The sequence below is a fragment of the Gordonia humi genome, assembly GCF_014197435.1.
Taxonomy (GTDB): Bacteria; Actinomycetota; Actinomycetes; order Mycobacteriales; family Mycobacteriaceae; genus Gordonia; species Gordonia humi.
In genome coordinates, this window is sequence record NZ_JACIFP010000001.1 from 1,490,841 (window position 1) to 1,507,180 (window position 16,340).

The following is a 16,340-nucleotide window of genomic DNA, read 5'->3' on the forward strand; positions in this document are numbered from 1 at the left end:
GTCCCGTAGAGGGTGAGTGCTGCGGTGTCGCGGACGTCGCCGGCGAGCGGCCGAGCGATCGGTCGGGACGCAGGCAGGAGGGGTGAACTGCGGTGAAAGTCCAGGTTCACATGCGATTTGCGGATTCGCCGTGGCGTCGGTCTCAGCTCCCGGGGTCCAGGAGGCGCCGATCACTTGGTGAACCGGAGTTCTTCGCGTATTCTCAGACCACCGAGAAGTTACCGCTCAGTAAGTGCTTGGCGCGGCGGCCGAAACCCGATGGTCCGCAGGTGTCGGCAGCTACGGGGGTGGGTTAGAGTGACCGCAGCCACAAACGGCACGCCGGGCGAGCGGGGACGCTTGAAAACCGCGACACAGATGGTTGCGGTGACTGATCCGGTGGAGACATGTCTGGAGGGACGCAGTGGGAGTAGAGGTCACGGTCGAGGGGCTCACGAAGTCGTTCGGTTCGCAGAACATCTGGAGGGACGTCAGTCTCACTCTCCCCGCAGGTGAGGTCAACGCCCTGCTGGGTCCGTCCGGTACCGGTAAATCGGTGTTCTTGAAGACCCTGATCGGCCTTCTCCACCCCGAGCAGGGCTCGGTGGTCATCGACGGCACCGACATCACCCAGTGCTCGGCCAAGGAGCTCTACGAGATCCGCAAGCTGTTCGGCGTCCTGTTCCAGGACGGCGCCCTGTTCGGCTCGATGAGCCTGTACGACAACATCGCCTTCCCGCTTCGTGAGCACACGAAGAAGAAGGAGGACGAGATCCGCAAGATCGTCCTGGACAAGGTCGAGCTGGTCGGTCTGGCCGGTGCCGAGGACAAGCTTCCCGGCGAGATCTCCGGCGGTATGCGCAAGCGCGCCGGTCTGGCGCGTGCGCTGGTCCTCGATCCGCAGATCATCCTGTGCGACGAGCCGGACTCGGGTCTGGACCCGGTGCGCACCGCGTACATCTCGCAGTTGTTGATCGACATCAACGCGGAGATCGACGCGACGATCCTGATCGTCACGCACAACATCAACATCGCCCGGACGATCCCGGACAACATCGGCATGCTGTTCCGTAAGGAACTGGTGATGTTCGGTCCGCGTGAGCAGTTGTTGACCTCGGAGCAGCCGGTGGTCAAGCAGTTCCTCTCGGGTGATCGTTTCGGTCCGATCGGCATGTCGGAGGAGAAGGACGAGTCGGTCGCCGCGGCCGAGGCCGCGATGCAGGCCGCGGGTATCGCCGGTGGCGGTACCCAGGACGACTTCTCCGAGATCATCCCGCAGGTGCAGCCCAACCCGGGCATGCCGGTCCGCAAGGCCGCGATCCGCCACCGGGCGAACGTCTTGAACATGATGCACGACCTGCCTCCCAACGCTCAGGAGGCGATCCGCAACTCGATGGCCGAAGAGGACCGTCGCGCGGCGCAGTCGCCGGAGACCTCGACCACCCTGGTCGCGCTCGCCGCCACCGATTTCAGTGATCCCAACGCGGTCAACACCGGGCTGCCCGGTGGACCGGAGGGCGTCTACGTCGAGCCGACACACGTGCACGACGTCGTCGCCAATGCCGAGACCGATGTCGTCACCCGACCCGATCTGGCCAAGACCGCCGCTGCGCAACCGGCAGGCGACGACGCGTTCACCCAGCCGATCGACACCTCGGCGATCGAGACCGCCATCAATGACCAGTCCAACGGACAGGGGAGTACCCAGGCATGACGAGTGCCACCACGCGTGGCGTCGACAGAGTCGCGAAAGCCGGTGAGGGCGCACTCGCCCAGACCGGCAACATCGTCCAACTGTTCGTCGACGTCGCACGCCAGCTCTTCGTGCGACCGTTTCAGTTGCGCGAGTTCATTCAGCAGGCCTGGTTCATCGCCAGCGTCACGATTCTGCCGACGGCTCTCATCGCGATCCCGTTCGGCGCCATCGTCTCGCTGCAGACCGGCTCGCTGATCAAGCAGCTCGGCGCGGAGTCGTACACCGGCGCGGCCAGCGTTCTGGTGGTCGTCCAGCAGGGCTCACCGCTGGTCACCTCGCTGCTGGTGGCGGGGGCCGCCGGTTCGGCCGTCGCGGCGGACCTCGGCTCGCGCACGATCCGCGAAGAGATCGACGCGATGGAGGTGCTGGGCATCAATCCGGTCCAGCGTCTCGTCGTGCCACGCGTGTTGGCAATGGTGCTCGTCGCCGTCCTCCTCAACGGCCTCGTCGCCGTCGTCGGCATCGCCGGCGGCTACTTCTTCAACGTCGTCGTCCAGGGCGGAACCCCCGGTGCGTACCTGGCGTCGTTCGGCGCCCTCGCTCAACTGCCGGACCTCTACATCTCGACGCTCAAGGCAGCGATCTTCGGTGTGCTCGCCGGTGTCGTCGCCGCCTACAAGGGACTCAATCCGAAGGGCGGCCCGAAGGGCGTCGGCGACGCGGTGAACCAGAGCGTCGTGGTGACGTTCCTGCTCCTGTTCTTCGCGAACCTGATCATCACCGCCGTGTTCCTGCAGATCGTTCCGCCGAAGGTAGGTTAGTGATGACACGTGGTGTGACGATCGCCAAGAGCCGCCCGGAGTACTACCTCTACGAGGCGCGCAAGCAACTCGGCCGGCCGCTCAAGTTCCTCGACGGCGCGGGCGAGCAGATGTCCTTCTACGGACGCACCCTGGCCTGGATCCCCAAGACCCTCGTGCACTACACGCGCGAAGTGATGCGGTTGCTGGCCGAGGTCGCCTTCGGCTCGGGCGGTCTCGCCGTCATCGGCGGAACCGTCGGCGTCATGATCCTGATGTCCGGCTTCACCGGTGTCGTCGTCGGCCTGCAGGGCTACGCTGCCCTCGACCAGATCGGCTCGCAGGCGCTGACCGGCTTCCTCTCCGCCTACGTCAACACCCGTGAGGTGGCACCGCTGGTCGCCGGTCTCGCGCTGTCGGCGACGGTGGGCTGCGGATTCACCGCACAGCTCGGCGCCATGCGCATCTCGGAGGAGATCGACGCACTCGAGGTCATGGCCGTCCCGTCGATCCCGTTCCTCGTCTCCACGCGCGTGATCGCGGGCTTCATCGCCGTCATCCCGCTGTACGTCCTCGGACTGATGGCCGCGTATCTCGCGTCCCGTGTGGTCAACACCGTGTTCAACGGGCAGTCGACCGGATCGTACGACCACTACTTCAACCTGTTCCTGCCACCAGCAGACGTCTTATGGTCGTTCGGCAAGGTGCTGGTGTTCGCATTCGTGATCATCCTGGTGCACTGCTACTACGGCTACTACGCCAGTGGCGGCCCCGCCGGAGTCGGCGTGGCGGTCGGACACGCGGTGCGCGCCGCACTCGTCCTGATCGCCGTGATGGACTTCTTCCTGGGCCTGGCGATCTGGGGAACCACCACGTCGATCCGAGTCGGAGGTTAGGAAACGTGGCGACTGCAAAACGCAGGTTGCTCGGCCTGCTCTTCTTCGTCGTGGTCATCGGGCTGCTCGCGACTTCGATTCTGAAGTTCCGCGGCGCGTTCGACGACTACACGACGGTCACCCTCGACACCACCGACGCGGGTAACGCGTTGGCGGTCAACGCCGACGTCAAGTCGCGCGGTGTCATCATCGGCACCGTTCGACACGTCGACGTGCAGCCGGGGGGCAAAGTCGAAGTGGAGCTCGGACTGCAGCCCGACAAGGCCAAGCAATTGCCGATCGGCACCACCGGGCGAGTGCTCCCGAAGACGCTCTTCGGGGAGCGGTTCGTGTCCCTGACGATCCCCGAGAACGGACACGGTTCGCTCGCGAACGGCGACGTCATCAACACCGATCCGCGCGGCAGCTCCGCCGAGGTGGAGGATCTCTTCGACGCGTTGATGCCGGTCTTGAAGGCCATCCCGCCGCAGGACCTCAACGTGACGCTGACCTCGATCTCGCAGGCGATCGGCGGCAAGGGCAAGGACCTGGCCAAGACCATCGACCGCCTCGACACGATCTTCACCCGGGTCAACGCCAACATGGACGACCTGCAGGGCACCCTGCGCGGGCTGGCCACCTTCTCCGACACCTATTCGGAGGCGTTGCCCGATGTGATCGACGCTCTCGACTCGCTGCGGATCACCGGCAACACCGTCGTCGAGCACCAGGGCGATCTGCGCTCGCTGATCTCGACGCTCGGCGACGCGGCGACCGATACTACGGCTTTCCTGAAGACCAACAAGCGGGATCTGCTCGATCTGACGATCGACTCCGAGCCGTTCCTCAAGTCGATCGCTCGACAGTCCCCGACGTTCGGCTGCATGTTCAAGAACTTCGCCGACCTGATTCCGAAGATCGGGCCGATCGTCGGCAATGGCACCGACAATCCCGGCGTCCGCGTCAACGTGCAGTTCGTGAACCCGCGCGGTCGCTACCTGCCGAACCAGGACGAGCCCCGCATGCTGTGGCGCGATCCGCCGGCCCGTTGCTACTCGAAGCCGAACCCGAACCGCCCGTTCCCGCAGTACCCGGGTGGCGGGGTTCCGGACGGCTCCTACCAGCCGCCGTCGCGCAACGCCGGTCCCAGTGACTGGCCGGAGCTGCCGCAGCCGCAGTTCAGCGGTGCGCCCGCCGGAAAGATCTACGACGATGAGGACTACGCGGACCAGATGAGGATCGTGTACGGCGCCTCGACCGGCGTCGACCCGACGAATGTCCCGACCTGGATCACCTACATCGGTGGCGGCGCAGTGCAAGGAGCGGAGGTGACGATCAAGTGAGGGGACTTCTGGCTCCGCTGATCAAGCTGATCGTCTTCGCGGTGGTCACCGCGATCGCGACGGCGATGCTCGGTTTGACGATCGCCAACGCGGGCGGTGGCGGCCGGACCGGCTTCAAAGCCGTGTTCTCCGATGCCGCCATGCTCAACCCCGGTGACGACGTCCGCATCGCGGGTGTGCGAGTCGGCCAGGTCGAGAGCGTCGAGATCACCGATCGGAACAAGGCACTCGTCACCTTCAACGTCGATCGGGACGGTCTGCCGCGCAGCACCAACGTCTACATCCGTTATCGGAACCTCACGGGTCTGCGCTATGTGGCCCTGGAGAAGGGGCCGGGCGACGCGCGCGACTCGGTCGGGCAGGACTACACGTTCGGCGCCGACCCGAAGGTGCAGAACACGCACCCGGCGGTCAACCTCACCGAGCTGTTCAACGGCTTCAAGCCGTTGTTCAAGCAGATCGAACCGCAGGACATCGACAAGCTCGCCGAGACGATCATCAAGGTCTTCCAGGGCGATATGGACACGACGATCAGCCAGCTGATCTCCCAGACGTCCGAGCTGACGAATGCGCTCGCCGACAAGGACCAGGTGATCGGTGACATGATCACCAACCTGACCAAGGTCCTCGACACGGTGAACCGCAACGACGACGAGTTCTCGAGTCTCCTCGTCAACACGTCGAAGCTGGTCTCCGGTCTGGCCGCACAGCGCGGGTCGATCGGCTCGGCGGTCAGCTCGGTGTCGAACCTGACGACCGTCACCGGCTCGATCCTGAGCAAGACGCGACCGGCGATCCAGGGCGACATCGCGGGCATCAAATCCTTGTCGGATCAGCTGAACTCGCGCACCGACGACATCTCGAAGGCGTTGACCAACCTGCCGGTCAAACTGCAGAAGATCGGCCGTGCCGCGACCTTCGGCTCGTGGTTCCAGTTCTATCTCTGCGGCATCGACGTGGTCGCGGGCAACGGCAAGTCGTCGTTGCTGACGCAGCCCGCCGTCGGTCTGCCCGACATCAACCACGTTCTGTACACCAGCGCCGCCACCCGGTGCTGGAAAGACAACAAGCGACCGGGGGAGTGACGATGGCGCAAGAACCCAACACCCCCGCGGCCGACGGGCAGAAGCCGCCCGCACCGAAGAAGAGCAGGCGGTTCGCCGGTCGCCGGAGCGCGATCAGCATCGGATCGATCGGTCTGCTCGTGCTGATCATGGTGTCGGTCTCGTCCTTCTACCTGAAGGACCTGCCGCTGCTGGGCGCCGGACCCAAGTACACCGCGGTGTTCAGCGAGGCCGCCGGGCTCAAATCCGGCAACGAGGTCCGCATCGCGGGCGTCAAAGTCGGAGAGGTCACGAAGGTCTCCCTCAACGGCGACAGAGTGGACGTCGACTTCCGCGCCGACAACGCGTGGATCGGCGACCAGACTCAGGCGTCCATCCAGATCAAGACCGTTCTGGGACAGAAGTACCTCGCCCTGAATCCTCGGGGGAGCGAGCTCGCCGATCCGGACGAGCCGATCACCGACACGGTGTCGCCGTACGACGTGATCGAGGCCTTCGGCGACGCCGCCGACCAGATCCAGAACATCGACACCGACAACGTCGCCAAGTCGCTGCGCGCCCTGTCGAACGCGTTCTCGGGGACGGCGGGCGACATCGGACCGTCGCTCGACGGCATCTCGCGGCTGTCGAACACGATCGCCAGTCGCGACCAGGAGGTTCAGCGGCTGCTGAAGGCGACCAAGGACTCGTCGAAGATCCTCGCCGACCGCAATGAGGAGTTCACTCGGCTGATCGCCGGCGCGGGCACCCTCCTGCAGGAGCTCAACAAGCGACAGGACGACATCTCGGCGCTCCTGGCGAGCACGACGACCCTGAGCAAGGCGCTCACCGGGATCGTCCGCGACAACGAGCAGCAGCTGGCTCCGGCCCTGCAGTCGCTCAAGGGAGTCACCGACCTGTTGACCGACCAGAACAAGAACATCCGAGACACGATCACCTATATGGCGCCGTTCTACCGCCTGTACGCGAACGTGCTCGGCAACGGCCGCTGGTTCGAGGCGAACGTCACGAACCTGCTTCCGCCCGCACTTCCGCAGCAGAACACGACGAGACCGCCCAACATGCAGAAGCAGCTGAACATCGGCGGAACGGAGGCCGGCTGATGTCCGAGGCTGACCAGAACACCGGCTTGTTCAACAAGCGGAACATCGTGTACGGGGCGCTCGGCCTCGTCCTGGTGCTGATCGTCGCCGCCGCCGGATGGTGGGGCTCCACGCTCATCGGCACCACCAAGGTCAAGGCCACGTTCACCAGCGCCGTCGGCATCTACAAGGGAAGCAACGTGACCGTGCTCGGCGTCGACGTCGGCAAGGTCACCAAAGTGACTCCCCGCGGCGAGGTCGTCGACGTCGAGATGCGCGTCAACCGCGGCGTCGACCTGCCACAGGACGTCAAGGCCACGCAGATCATCCCGTCGATCGTCGCCGACCGATACGTCCAGCTGGCGCCCGCCTACTCGGGCGGACCGAAGGCGGGCAGCGAGGTCACGCTCAGCACCGACGACACGTACGTTCCGGTCGAGATCGACTCGATCTACAAGAACCTGCAGAAACTGTCGAAATCGCTCGGTCCGGAAGGCGCCAACAAGCGCGGCGCCGTGACCGATCTGGTCGAGACCGCGGCGGACAACCTCGACGGCAACGGAGCCAGACTCGGCAAGGCGATCACGAATCTGTCGAAGGCCGCCACCACGCTGTCGGACGGACGCGGCGACCTCGCGTCGACCATCAAGAACCTGGACGTGTTCGTCGGAGCCCTCCGAGAGAACGACTCCCAGGTGCGCCAGTTCAACAAGCAGATGGCCTCGTTCAACACGTTCCTCGCCGGTGAGCGCGACCAGCTCGGGAAGGCTCTCGACTCGCTGTCGTACGCGCTGGGCGACGTCGCGACGTTCGTCGCCGACAACAACGACCGCATCGGCGATGCGATCCGCGACCTGCAGCCGACCGGGCAGGCGTTGCTGGACAACAAGGATCACCTGCTGGAGATCTTCACCGTTCTGCCGGTCACGGTCTCGAACCTGATCAACGCTTACGACGCCGAGTCGGGAACCCTCGCGATGCGGGTGAACCTGCCCGATCTGCAGGACCCGTTGGCCGCCGGTTGCCGGTTCCTCGATCTGAAGAACCTGATGCCGGGCAACCCGCTCGCCATCGACTTCAGCAAGAAGATGGCACCGCTGATCGACAACTGCCGCAAGGTCGGCAAGCAGGTCACCGACGGTGTCCTCGAGCCGATGCTGCCGATCCTGCCGTTCGCCATCATGAGCGGCAAGAAGCTGCAGAAGGACCCGACCCCGGGCTCCAGCCCGGGCAACCCGGATCCGCGACTTCCCGGAGGCAAGTGATGAAGGTGACGCTCAGCAAGCGTGCCCGCGCAGCCGCGGTCGGCGCGGTGATGACGGCCGTCGTCGCTCTCTCGTCGGCGTGTTCGGGAATCCAGTCGATACCGCTTCCGGGCGGCGTCGACGTGGGCGATCACCCTCGCGAGTACAAGATCGAGTTCGCCGACATCCTCGACCTGGTGCCCCAGTCCATGGTCAAGATGGACGGCATCCCGGTCGGGCAGATCACCAAGGTGGAGGTGCCCGAGGACTCGTGGAACGCGCTGGTCACGGTCAAGGTCCGCGACAGCGTCGACCTGTCCGATCAGGTGCACGCCTCGATTCAGCAGACCAACCTCCTCGGTGAGAAGTTCGTGTCGCTCAGTGAGCCGGACGATGTGACCGCGTCCACTCCGCGTCAGCCGGAGAGCCAGGTCATCAAGACCTCTCGGACGTCGACGACGACCGACATCGAGCAACTCCTCGGTGCGCTGTCGATGCTGCTCAACGGCGGGGGCATCAATCAGCTCGAACCGATCATCACGGCGATCAACGAGTCGATCGGCAGCGATCCCAGCCGGTTCCGCTCGCTGTTGACGCAGACCGAGAAGCTGATCTCCGGGCTCAACGCACAGCGCGACGACATCATCCGTGCCATCGACGGCGTCGACCGGTTGTCCCAGCGCGCCAATGCGCAGACCGATCAGATCGAGCGGATCCTCGACGAACTGCCCGCCGGGGTCCAGGTCTTGGAGGAGCAGCGTCCGCAGTTCGTCGACCTGCTCACCAAACTCGACGACCTCGGCGACGTCGGCACCGACATCCTGGGCAAGGCCCACGACGAGATCATCACCGATCTGAAGGCGCTGCGCCCGATCCTGACCGAGCTGTCGAAGTCGGCTCAGGACGCGGTCACCGCGCTGCCGTTGATGCTCACGCATCCGTTCCCGGACGATCTGCTTCCCGCCGTGCAGGGCGACTCGACCAACCTGTTCCTCACCCTGGACCTGCGGCTGCTCAACCAGCTGGAGGCCCTCGGCGTCGGACAGGGCACACCGAAGTACAGCCCGCCGAAGGTGAGCCCGCCGAAGGTGGATCCGGGCAACCCGTACATCAACGGGAACGGACCGCGGTGGGGTTGGCCGACGATCTCTCTGCTGCCTCCGCCGCTGAACTCCAAGCGTGGACCGAACACGCCGCCGTCCGGTGGCACCTATCCGATGAACCCGACGTCGTCGTCGGCCGAGAAGAAGAAGTCGGACTCGTCGAAGACGAAGAAGCCTGCGAGCACCACGAGCCGTAACCAGTACGCACCGCTGCCGTCCCAAGGCGACGGTTCGGGCTTCATGGACGGCACTCTCGCAATGCTGAAGGGCGGCCTGAAATGACGACGCGTCTGGTGAAGGTCCAGCTGATCGTCTTCGCAGTCATCGGTATCGCCGCGATCGTGATCGCCGGTGCGAAGTACGCGCGGTTGGACAAGCTGACCGGACTGACCACCTACCGCGTCACCGTCGAAGCCGACGACGCGGGCGGCGTCTTCCCGAACGCCGAGGTCACCTATCGCGGTGTCCCGGTGGGGCTGGTCGGCGACATGGAGCTCACGACCGACGGCATGTTGATCCATCTCGACATGAACAAGGGCGCACCGAAGGTACCGGCCTCGGCGAAGGCCGTCGTCGCGAACCGCTCGGCGATCGGCGAGCAGTTCATCGATCTGCAGCCGCCGAACGACGACGGTCCGTACCTCCACGACGGCTCGGTGATCACGAACTACTCGCTGCCGCCGAAGCTGCAGGACGTCATCTCCGATGCGATCGACCTGACCAAGACGGTCCCCGTCGACGATCTGCACACCGTCGTCAGCGAACTCGGCAAGGCGTTCAACGGCCAGGGCGAGAACCTCACCAGGCTGATCGACTCGCTCGACAAACTGTCGAAGACCGGCGTGGACAATCTCGACGAGACGATCTCGCTGATCAAGAACGCCGACGTCGTCCTGACGACTCAGGCCGAGCAGTCGGACGACATCCTGGCGTGGTCGGAGAACATCGACAAGGTCGCAGCGACCCTCGCCGGCCATGACCCGGCACTGGTCCGGATCCTCAAGGACGGCCCGCGGGCGTCGTCGGCACTGGAGCACTTCCTCGACACGAACGGCGACGACACGACCAAACTGGTCCACCAGCTCGGGCAGACCGTCCACGCGGTGGAACCCGCTTCCTTCGCGACGGGCGCCCTGTTCGCCATGCTGTCGGCGCTCGGCGCGGGCAGCCACTCTCCGGCGCCGGGCGACGGCCAGATCCACTTCGGCATCGTCCTCGAGACCGAGAACCCGCCCGGCTGCACCGTCGGCTACGAGAGCACGCAGAAGATCATCGACGAGATGAAGAAGCGCAACCCCGACTTCGACATCAACTACGACGACTTCCCGTTCAACACCGAAGCCAATTGCGACGTGGCGGTCGGCAACCCGACCTCGGTGCGCGGCGCCAACCGTGCCGCGCTGGCGAGCCCCGACTTCGTCCAGCCGTGGGACAACACCCCGAAGAAGGACCCCGACAAGCTGAACCTCAACCCGATCGCCACACAGATGGCCGGGCTGATGGGGGTCCGCGCCAAGTGACTCGGCGACGGCCGGGCAGGTGCGTCAGGTGCGTGTGTGCCCGGTCTGCGGTCAGTGGAACGTGCGAGGTGAGTCGCCGTCCGGTGAACCACGCCGCACTTCATACACACAGCTCACCGTTATATTCGATAGGTACAGTGGCGCTCGATGAATTCTGATGACACCCGCGACCCGGACTCGTTCGACGAACCGGTGAGCGACGAGCCCGACGCGTTCGTGGAGGTCGAGAAGACCTCCGACGTCGAGAAGACCGCAGCGGAGGCGGACTCTGTCGAGGACGCCGACTCCGCGCCCTCGGACGAGGCGCCCGAAGGCGAGTCCGCCGACGAGAGCTCCGCATCGCAGACGGACGAGTCCGGAGACGCAGGCGAGCCGGGGGAGACCGAGAAGGCCGGGTCCGAGGCGATCGGCGACGGAGAGCACCGCCACTGGAGGGCGTCGATGGTTCTGGCCGTCGCGGTCGCCGCCCTGGTGGGCGCCGTGGTGTGCCTGGGCTACTTCGGTTACACGGGAATCCGCGCGTACACCGTCGATGCGGACCGGGAGCAGGCCCGTGCGGCGTCTGTCGACGCCGCCGAGCAGGCCGTCATCAACACGTTCACCGTCGACGGCAAGAGCGTCGAGGAATGGCAGCGTCGGATGCGCTCGTCACTGACGGGCGATGCCCTCAAGCAGGCGATCGACGAGACGAGTTCGGGTACGGTGCAGCAGATCCAGGCCGCCAAGGCCCAGGGACTGACGATCACCACGAAGGTGGTCCGGAGCGCGGCGACCGAACTCGACGGTGATCACGCGACGGTCCTCGTGATGACTCTGGCGACGAGCTCGGCGGCGCCCGACAAACCCCAGCCGCAGTCGAACCTTCTGTCGATGGACAAGGTCGACGGCTCATGGAAGGCGTCGAAGATCGTGCCGCTCACTCCGATCGAGTACTACGAGGACTCGACCGGCGCTCAACAGGAACAGTCCGGCGACCAGCAGGGAGGCGGCAACTGATGGCCGAACGTCCGAACAAGCGGCGTACCCCGAAGGTCGCCGGACGATCGACCTCGCGCGTCGAGATCTCCCGTCAGGCTCAGGACCGCAGAGAGTCGACGGCCGACGCCGCGGTCGACACGACGGTCGTCCCGGAGTCGACCGACACGCCGGAGACGCCGCGGCGCGGCGTCGGGCTGCGGAAGCCGACCGGCGAGTCCGGCGTGGAGCGCAAGCGTCGCGCCGCCGAACAGGAGCGCAGTGACGCGGCCGCCGAGCGCGAGCGGGCCGACGTCGAACCGGGTGCGCACGATACCGGGGGCACTTACCGGATGGCCGCGATCGTCGGCGCCGTCGCCGTGCTGCTCGGCGTGGTCGCCACGGTCCTCGCCGTCCATCCCGGTGCGTCCACGTCGGCGAACAAGGCGTTCGTCGACAAGGGGGAGAGCGAGAAGGTGCTTGCGCAGGCGCGCGACTCGCTCTGCGCACCGTTCCAGTTCAAGTACGGTGAGCTCGACAAATGGCTCGGCAACGTGGAGAGCAAGCTGACCGGGCAGGCGCGCCGCGAGTTCCTCGCCAACGTCGACTCGTCGCGGTCGCTCGTCGAACAGACGAAGGCGTCGCAGGACTGCCGCGTGGACGCCGTCGGCCTGCTCGACCTGTCCCACGACCGGGCCGAGGTCCTGACCAACCTGGTGGTCTCGACGACGCGGGAGGGGTCGATCGCGGCCTCCGACATGCCCCAACTGCGGGTCGTGATGACGCGCGAGGACGGTGTCTGGCGGCCGAGCGAGATCCTCGAGCCCTGACCGTCGGAGCGGCGGGTGGGACCGGTCTCGTAGCGAAATTCTCTGCTCGATCCGCGCGTTCTCTTGACGAACAGGCGTCTCGGGGGCCACTCTTGTCAGCAACCGATTCGCTCAGGTGGCAGCCCGACGAACTTCGGTTCTACTCGGGGTTGACATAACCCCGCTGTCTTCTGATACAGTTGGACGTTGCGCTGGCTGCCTCCTGTTCGCTGTTAGATTTCCTTCCGGTCACCTCGGTGTCCGCCGTGGAATCGCCGCCTCAGGTGACACGCCTCGCAGCGGCCCCACGGCCAACGGCTATATGCCATGCACCGAGAAACTTCGTGTTGGAAGGACGCATCTTGGCTCTCGACCGCCAGTCCACCTCAACCACTGCGGGTATCATCCCGGGAGCGCCGCACCGCGCTTCATTCGCCAAGATCGATGAGCCCTTGGAGGTTCCGGGTCTGCTGGACGTCCAGCTCGACTCGTTCGACTGGCTCGTCGGCACGCCGGAGTGGCGCGCCAAGGCGATCGCCCGTGGTGAAGAGAACCCGGTCGGCGGACTCGAGGAAGTCCTCCGCGAGCTGTCACCGATCGAGGACTTCTCGTCCTCGATGTCCCTCTCCTTCTCCGAACCGCACTTCGACGAGGTCAAGGCCTCGGTCGACGAGTGCAAGGACAAGGACATGACGTACGCGGCTCCGCTGTTCGTCACCGCCGAGTTCATCAACAACAACACCGGCGAGATCAAGTCGCAGACCGTCTTCATGGGCGACTTCCCGATCATGACCGACAAGGGCAGCTTCATCATCAACGGCACCGAGCGTGTCGTGGTGAGCCAGCTCGTCCGCAGCCCCGGCGTGTACTTCGACGCGAGCATCGACAAGGGCACCGAGAAGACCCTCCACTCGGTCAAGGTGATCCCGGGCCGCGGCGCCTGGCTCGAGTTCGACGTCGACAAGCGCGACACCGTCGGTGTCCGCATCGACCGCAAGCGCCGCCAGCCGGTCACCGTGCTGCTGCAGGCGCTCGGCCTCACGCGCGAGGAGATCACCGAGCGTTTCGGCTTCTCCGAGATTCTGATGTCGACCCTCGAGAAGGATTCGACCAGCAACCAGGACGAGGCGCTCCTCGAGGTCTACCGCAAGCTTCGTCCGGGCGAGCCCCCGACGAAGGAGTCGGCCGAGAGTCTTCTGGAGAACCTGTTCTTCAAGGAGAAGCGTTACGACCTGGCCCGCGTCGGTCGCTACAAGATCAACAAGAAGCTCGGCCTCACCGCGAACCCGATGTTCGGCGAGTCGGTGCTGACCCGCGAGGACATCGTCGCGACCGTCGAGTACCTGGTGCGCCTGCACGAGGCCGATCCGAACGTCACCACCAAGATGACCGTTCCGAACGGCGTCGAGGTTCCCGTCGAGGTCGACGACATCGACCACTTCGGCAACCGTCGTCTGCGCACCGTCGGTGAGCTGATCCAGAACCAGATCCGCGTCGGCCTCTCGCGCATGGAGCGCGTCGTCCGCGAGCGCATGACCACGCAGGACGCCGAGGCGATCACCCCGCAGACCCTGATCAACATCCGTCCCGTCGTGGCGGCGATCAAGGAGTTCTTCGGAACCAGCCAGCTGTCGCAGTTCATGGACCAGAACAACCCGCTCTCGGGCCTGACCCACAAGCGTCGTCTCTCGGCGCTGGGCCCCGGCGGTCTGTCGCGTGAGCGCGCCGGCCTGGAGGTCCGCGACGTCCACCCGTCGCACTACGGCCGCATGTGCCCGATCGAGACGCCGGAAGGCCCGAACATCGGCCTCATCGGTTCGCTGTCGGTGTACGCCCGCGTCAACCCGTTCGGCTTCATCGAGACGCCGTACCGCAAGGTGATCGACGGCCGGGTCTCCGACGTCGTCGAGTACATGACCGCCGACGAGGAGGACCGCTACCTCATCGGTCAGGCGAACACGAACTACGACGCCGACGGTCACATCACCGATGAGCGCGTCCTGGTCCGCATCAAGGGCGCCGAGGTCGAGTTCGTCCAGGCCTCCCAGGTCGAGTACCTCGACGTCTCGCCGCGCCAGATGGTGTCGGTCGCGACGGCGATGATTCCGTTCCTCGAGCACGACGACGCCAACCGCGCCCTGATGGGTGCGAACATGCAGCGTCAGGCCGTGCCGCTGGTGCAGAGCGAGTCGCCGCTGGTGGGCACCGGTATGGAGCTGCGTGCCGCCGTCGACGCCGGCGACGTGATCGTCACCGGCAAGACCGGTGTGGTGGAGGAGGTCTCGGCCGACTTCATCACCGTGATGGCCGACGACGGCACCCGCGACAGCTACCGCCTGCGCAAGTTCGAGCGTTCCAACCACGGCACCTGCGCCAACCAGGTCCCGATCGTGGACGAGGGGCAGCGCGTCGAGGCCGGTCAGGTCCTCGCCGACGGCCCCTGCACCGATCAGGGTGAGATGGCGCTGGGCAAGAACCTGCTCGTGGCGATCATGCCGTGGGAGGGTCACAACTACGAGGACGCGATCATCCTGAGCCAGCGCCTCGTCGAAGAGGACACGCTCACCTCGATCCACATCGAGGAGCACGAGATCGACGCCCGCGACACCAAGCTCGGTGCCGAGGAGATCACCCGGGACATCCCGAACGTCTCCGACGAGGTCCTCGCCGACCTCGACGAGCGCGGCATCGTTCGCATCGGCGCCGAGGTCCGCGACGGCGACGTCCTGGTCGGCAAGGTGACCCCGAAGGGCGAGACCGAGCTGACCCCGGAGGAGCGTCTGCTCCGCGCGATCTTCGGTGAGAAGGCGCGCGAGGTGCGCGACACGTCGCTGAAGGTGCCCCACGGCGAGACCGGCAAGGTGATCGGCGTCCGCGTGTTCTCGCGCGAGGACGACGACGATCTGGCCCCGGGCGTCAACGAGCTGGTCCGCGTCTACGTCGCCCAGAAGCGCAAGATTCAGGACGGCGACAAGCTCGCTGGCCGCCACGGCAACAAGGGCGTCATCGGCAAGATCCTCCCGCAGGAGGACATGCCGTTCCTGCCCGACGGCACCCCGGTCGACATCATCCTGAACACCCACGGTGTGCCGCGTCGTATGAACATCGGTCAGATCCTGGAGACCCACCTCGGTTGGGTCGCCAAGGCCGGATGGAACGTCGACACCGCCAAGCTGGAGGAGGAGTGGGCCAAGCGCCTGCCCGAGCACATGCATTCGGCGGAGCCGAACACGAACACCGCCACCCCGGTGTTCGACGGCGCCAAGGACGACGAGCTCGCCGGTCTGCTCGGCTCCACCCTGCCCAACCGTGACGGCGACGTGATGGTCGGCGCGGACGGCAAGGCGACACTGCTCGACGGCCGTTCCGGCGAGCCGTTCCCGTACCCGGTGTCGGTCGGCTACATGTACATCATCAAGCTGCATCACCTCGTCGACGACAAGATCCACGCGCGGTCGACCGGTCCGTACTCGATGATCACCCAGCAGCCGCTCGGCGGTAAGGCGCAGTTCGGTGGTCAGCGCTTCGGTGAGATGGAGTGCTGGGCCATGCAGGCGTACGGCGCCGCCTACACCCTGCAGGAGCTCTTGACCATCAAGTCCGACGACGTCGTCGGTCGAGTCAAGGTGTACGAGGCGATCGTCAAGGGCGAGAACATCCCGGAACCGGGCATCCCCGAGTCGTTCAAGGTCCTCCTCAAGGAGCTTCAGTCGCTCTGCCTCAACGTGGAGGTGCTGTCGAGCGACGGTGCGGCCATCGAGATGGCCGACACCGACGACGAAGACCTCGAGCGCGCGGCGGCGAACCTGGGCATCAACCTGTCCCGGAACGAGAACGCCACCGTCGACGACCTGGCCAACTGATGGCATGG

The 16,340-nt window shown here is 65.6% G+C and carries 12 protein-coding genes; all 12 read left to right on the forward strand.

The features are described from left to right. Positions 1-403 precede the first annotated feature (403 nt). The 12 genes from BKA16_RS06955 to rpoB all read left to right on the forward strand — a co-directional run bounded on the left by BKA16_RS06955 (position 404) and on the right by rpoB (position 16,332). Positions 404-1,693 (forward strand): ATP-binding cassette domain-containing protein, encoded by a 1,290-nt coding sequence (locus BKA16_RS06955; protein ID WP_183369969.1) that lies wholly within the window; start codon positions 404-406, stop codon positions 1,691-1,693. After that, positions 1,690-2,496, forward strand: a complete 807-nt coding sequence (locus BKA16_RS06960; RefSeq protein WP_183369970.1) for an MlaE family ABC transporter permease — start codon at positions 1,690-1,692, stop codon at positions 2,494-2,496. Before BKA16_RS06955 ends, BKA16_RS06960 begins: the two co-directional genes overlap by 4 nt. Before the next feature lie 2 nt (positions 2,497-2,498). Continuing rightward, the gene (locus tag BKA16_RS06965) at positions 2,499-3,371 is read left to right on the forward strand and encodes an MlaE family ABC transporter permease (RefSeq protein WP_183369971.1); all 873 of its coding nucleotides are present in this window, start codon (positions 2,499-2,501) and stop codon (positions 3,369-3,371) included. A 5-nt stretch (positions 3,372-3,376) separates the two neighbouring features. Further along, positions 3,377-4,693, forward strand: a complete 1,317-nt coding sequence (locus BKA16_RS06970) for an MCE family protein (protein WP_183369972.1) — start codon at positions 3,377-3,379, stop codon at positions 4,691-4,693. Next, complete coding sequence (locus tag BKA16_RS06975) at positions 4,690-5,778, forward strand: MCE family protein (protein WP_183369973.1); 1,089 nt, start codon at positions 4,690-4,692, stop codon at positions 5,776-5,778. Before BKA16_RS06970 ends, BKA16_RS06975 begins: the two co-directional genes overlap by 4 nt. 2 nt (positions 5,779-5,780) lie before the next feature. Continuing rightward, a complete protein-coding gene (locus BKA16_RS06980; RefSeq protein WP_183369974.1) occupies positions 5,781-6,860 on the forward strand; it encodes an MCE family protein in 1,080 nt (359 codons plus the stop codon). Beyond that, entirely contained in the window at positions 6,860-8,104 is a 1,245-nt protein-coding gene (locus BKA16_RS06985) for an MCE family protein (protein ID WP_183369975.1), read from the forward strand. The genes BKA16_RS06980 and BKA16_RS06985 overlap by 1 nt, the downstream gene beginning before the upstream one ends. Beyond that, on the forward strand, positions 8,104-9,468 hold the full coding sequence (locus BKA16_RS06990; RefSeq protein ID WP_183369976.1) for an MCE family protein: 1,365 nt from the start codon (positions 8,104-8,106) through the stop codon (positions 9,466-9,468). The genes BKA16_RS06985 and BKA16_RS06990 overlap by 1 nt, the downstream gene beginning before the upstream one ends. Beyond that, entirely contained in the window at positions 9,465-10,706 is a 1,242-nt protein-coding gene (locus tag BKA16_RS06995) for an MCE family protein (protein WP_183369977.1), read from the forward strand. The genes BKA16_RS06990 and BKA16_RS06995 overlap by 4 nt, the downstream gene beginning before the upstream one ends. 147 nt (positions 10,707-10,853) lie before the next feature. Beyond that, a complete protein-coding gene (locus tag BKA16_RS07000; protein ID WP_183369978.1) occupies positions 10,854-11,702 on the forward strand; it encodes a hypothetical protein in 849 nt (282 codons plus the stop codon). Next, positions 11,702-12,490 carry a hypothetical protein gene (locus tag BKA16_RS07005; RefSeq protein ID WP_183369979.1) on the forward strand — a complete coding sequence of 263 codons (789 nt, stop codon included), beginning with the start codon at positions 11,702-11,704 and terminating at the stop codon, positions 12,488-12,490. The genes BKA16_RS07000 and BKA16_RS07005 overlap by 1 nt, the downstream gene beginning before the upstream one ends. 341 nt (positions 12,491-12,831) lie before the next feature. Continuing rightward, a complete protein-coding gene (gene rpoB / locus BKA16_RS07010; protein ID WP_183369980.1) occupies positions 12,832-16,332 on the forward strand; it encodes a DNA-directed RNA polymerase subunit beta in 3,501 nt (1,166 codons plus the stop codon). Positions 16,333-16,340 lie beyond the last annotated feature (8 nt).

What these genes read in the sequence shown, in the direction of transcription:
- BKA16_RS06960 (WP_183369970.1), top strand. Translation starts at nt 1,690, where the DNA reads ATGACGAGTGCCACCACGCGTGGCGTCGACAGAGTCGCGAAAGCCGGT.
- BKA16_RS06965 (WP_183369971.1), top strand. Translation starts at nt 2,499, where the DNA reads ATGACACGTGGTGTGACGATCGCCAAGAGCCGCCCGGAGTACTACCTC.
- BKA16_RS06980 (WP_183369974.1), top strand. Translation starts at nt 5,781, where the DNA reads ATGGCGCAAGAACCCAACACCCCCGCGGCCGACGGGCAGAAGCCGCCC.
- BKA16_RS06985 (WP_183369975.1), top strand. Translation starts at nt 6,860, where the DNA reads ATGTCCGAGGCTGACCAGAACACCGGCTTGTTCAACAAGCGGAACATC.
- BKA16_RS06990 (WP_183369976.1), top strand. Translation starts at nt 8,104, where the DNA reads ATGAAGGTGACGCTCAGCAAGCGTGCCCGCGCAGCCGCGGTCGGCGCG.
- BKA16_RS06995 (WP_183369977.1), top strand. Translation starts at nt 9,465, where the DNA reads ATGACGACGCGTCTGGTGAAGGTCCAGCTGATCGTCTTCGCAGTCATC.
- BKA16_RS07000 (WP_183369978.1), top strand. Translation starts at nt 10,854, where the DNA reads ATGAATTCTGATGACACCCGCGACCCGGACTCGTTCGACGAACCGGTG.
- BKA16_RS07005 (WP_183369979.1), top strand. Translation starts at nt 11,702, where the DNA reads ATGGCCGAACGTCCGAACAAGCGGCGTACCCCGAAGGTCGCCGGACGA.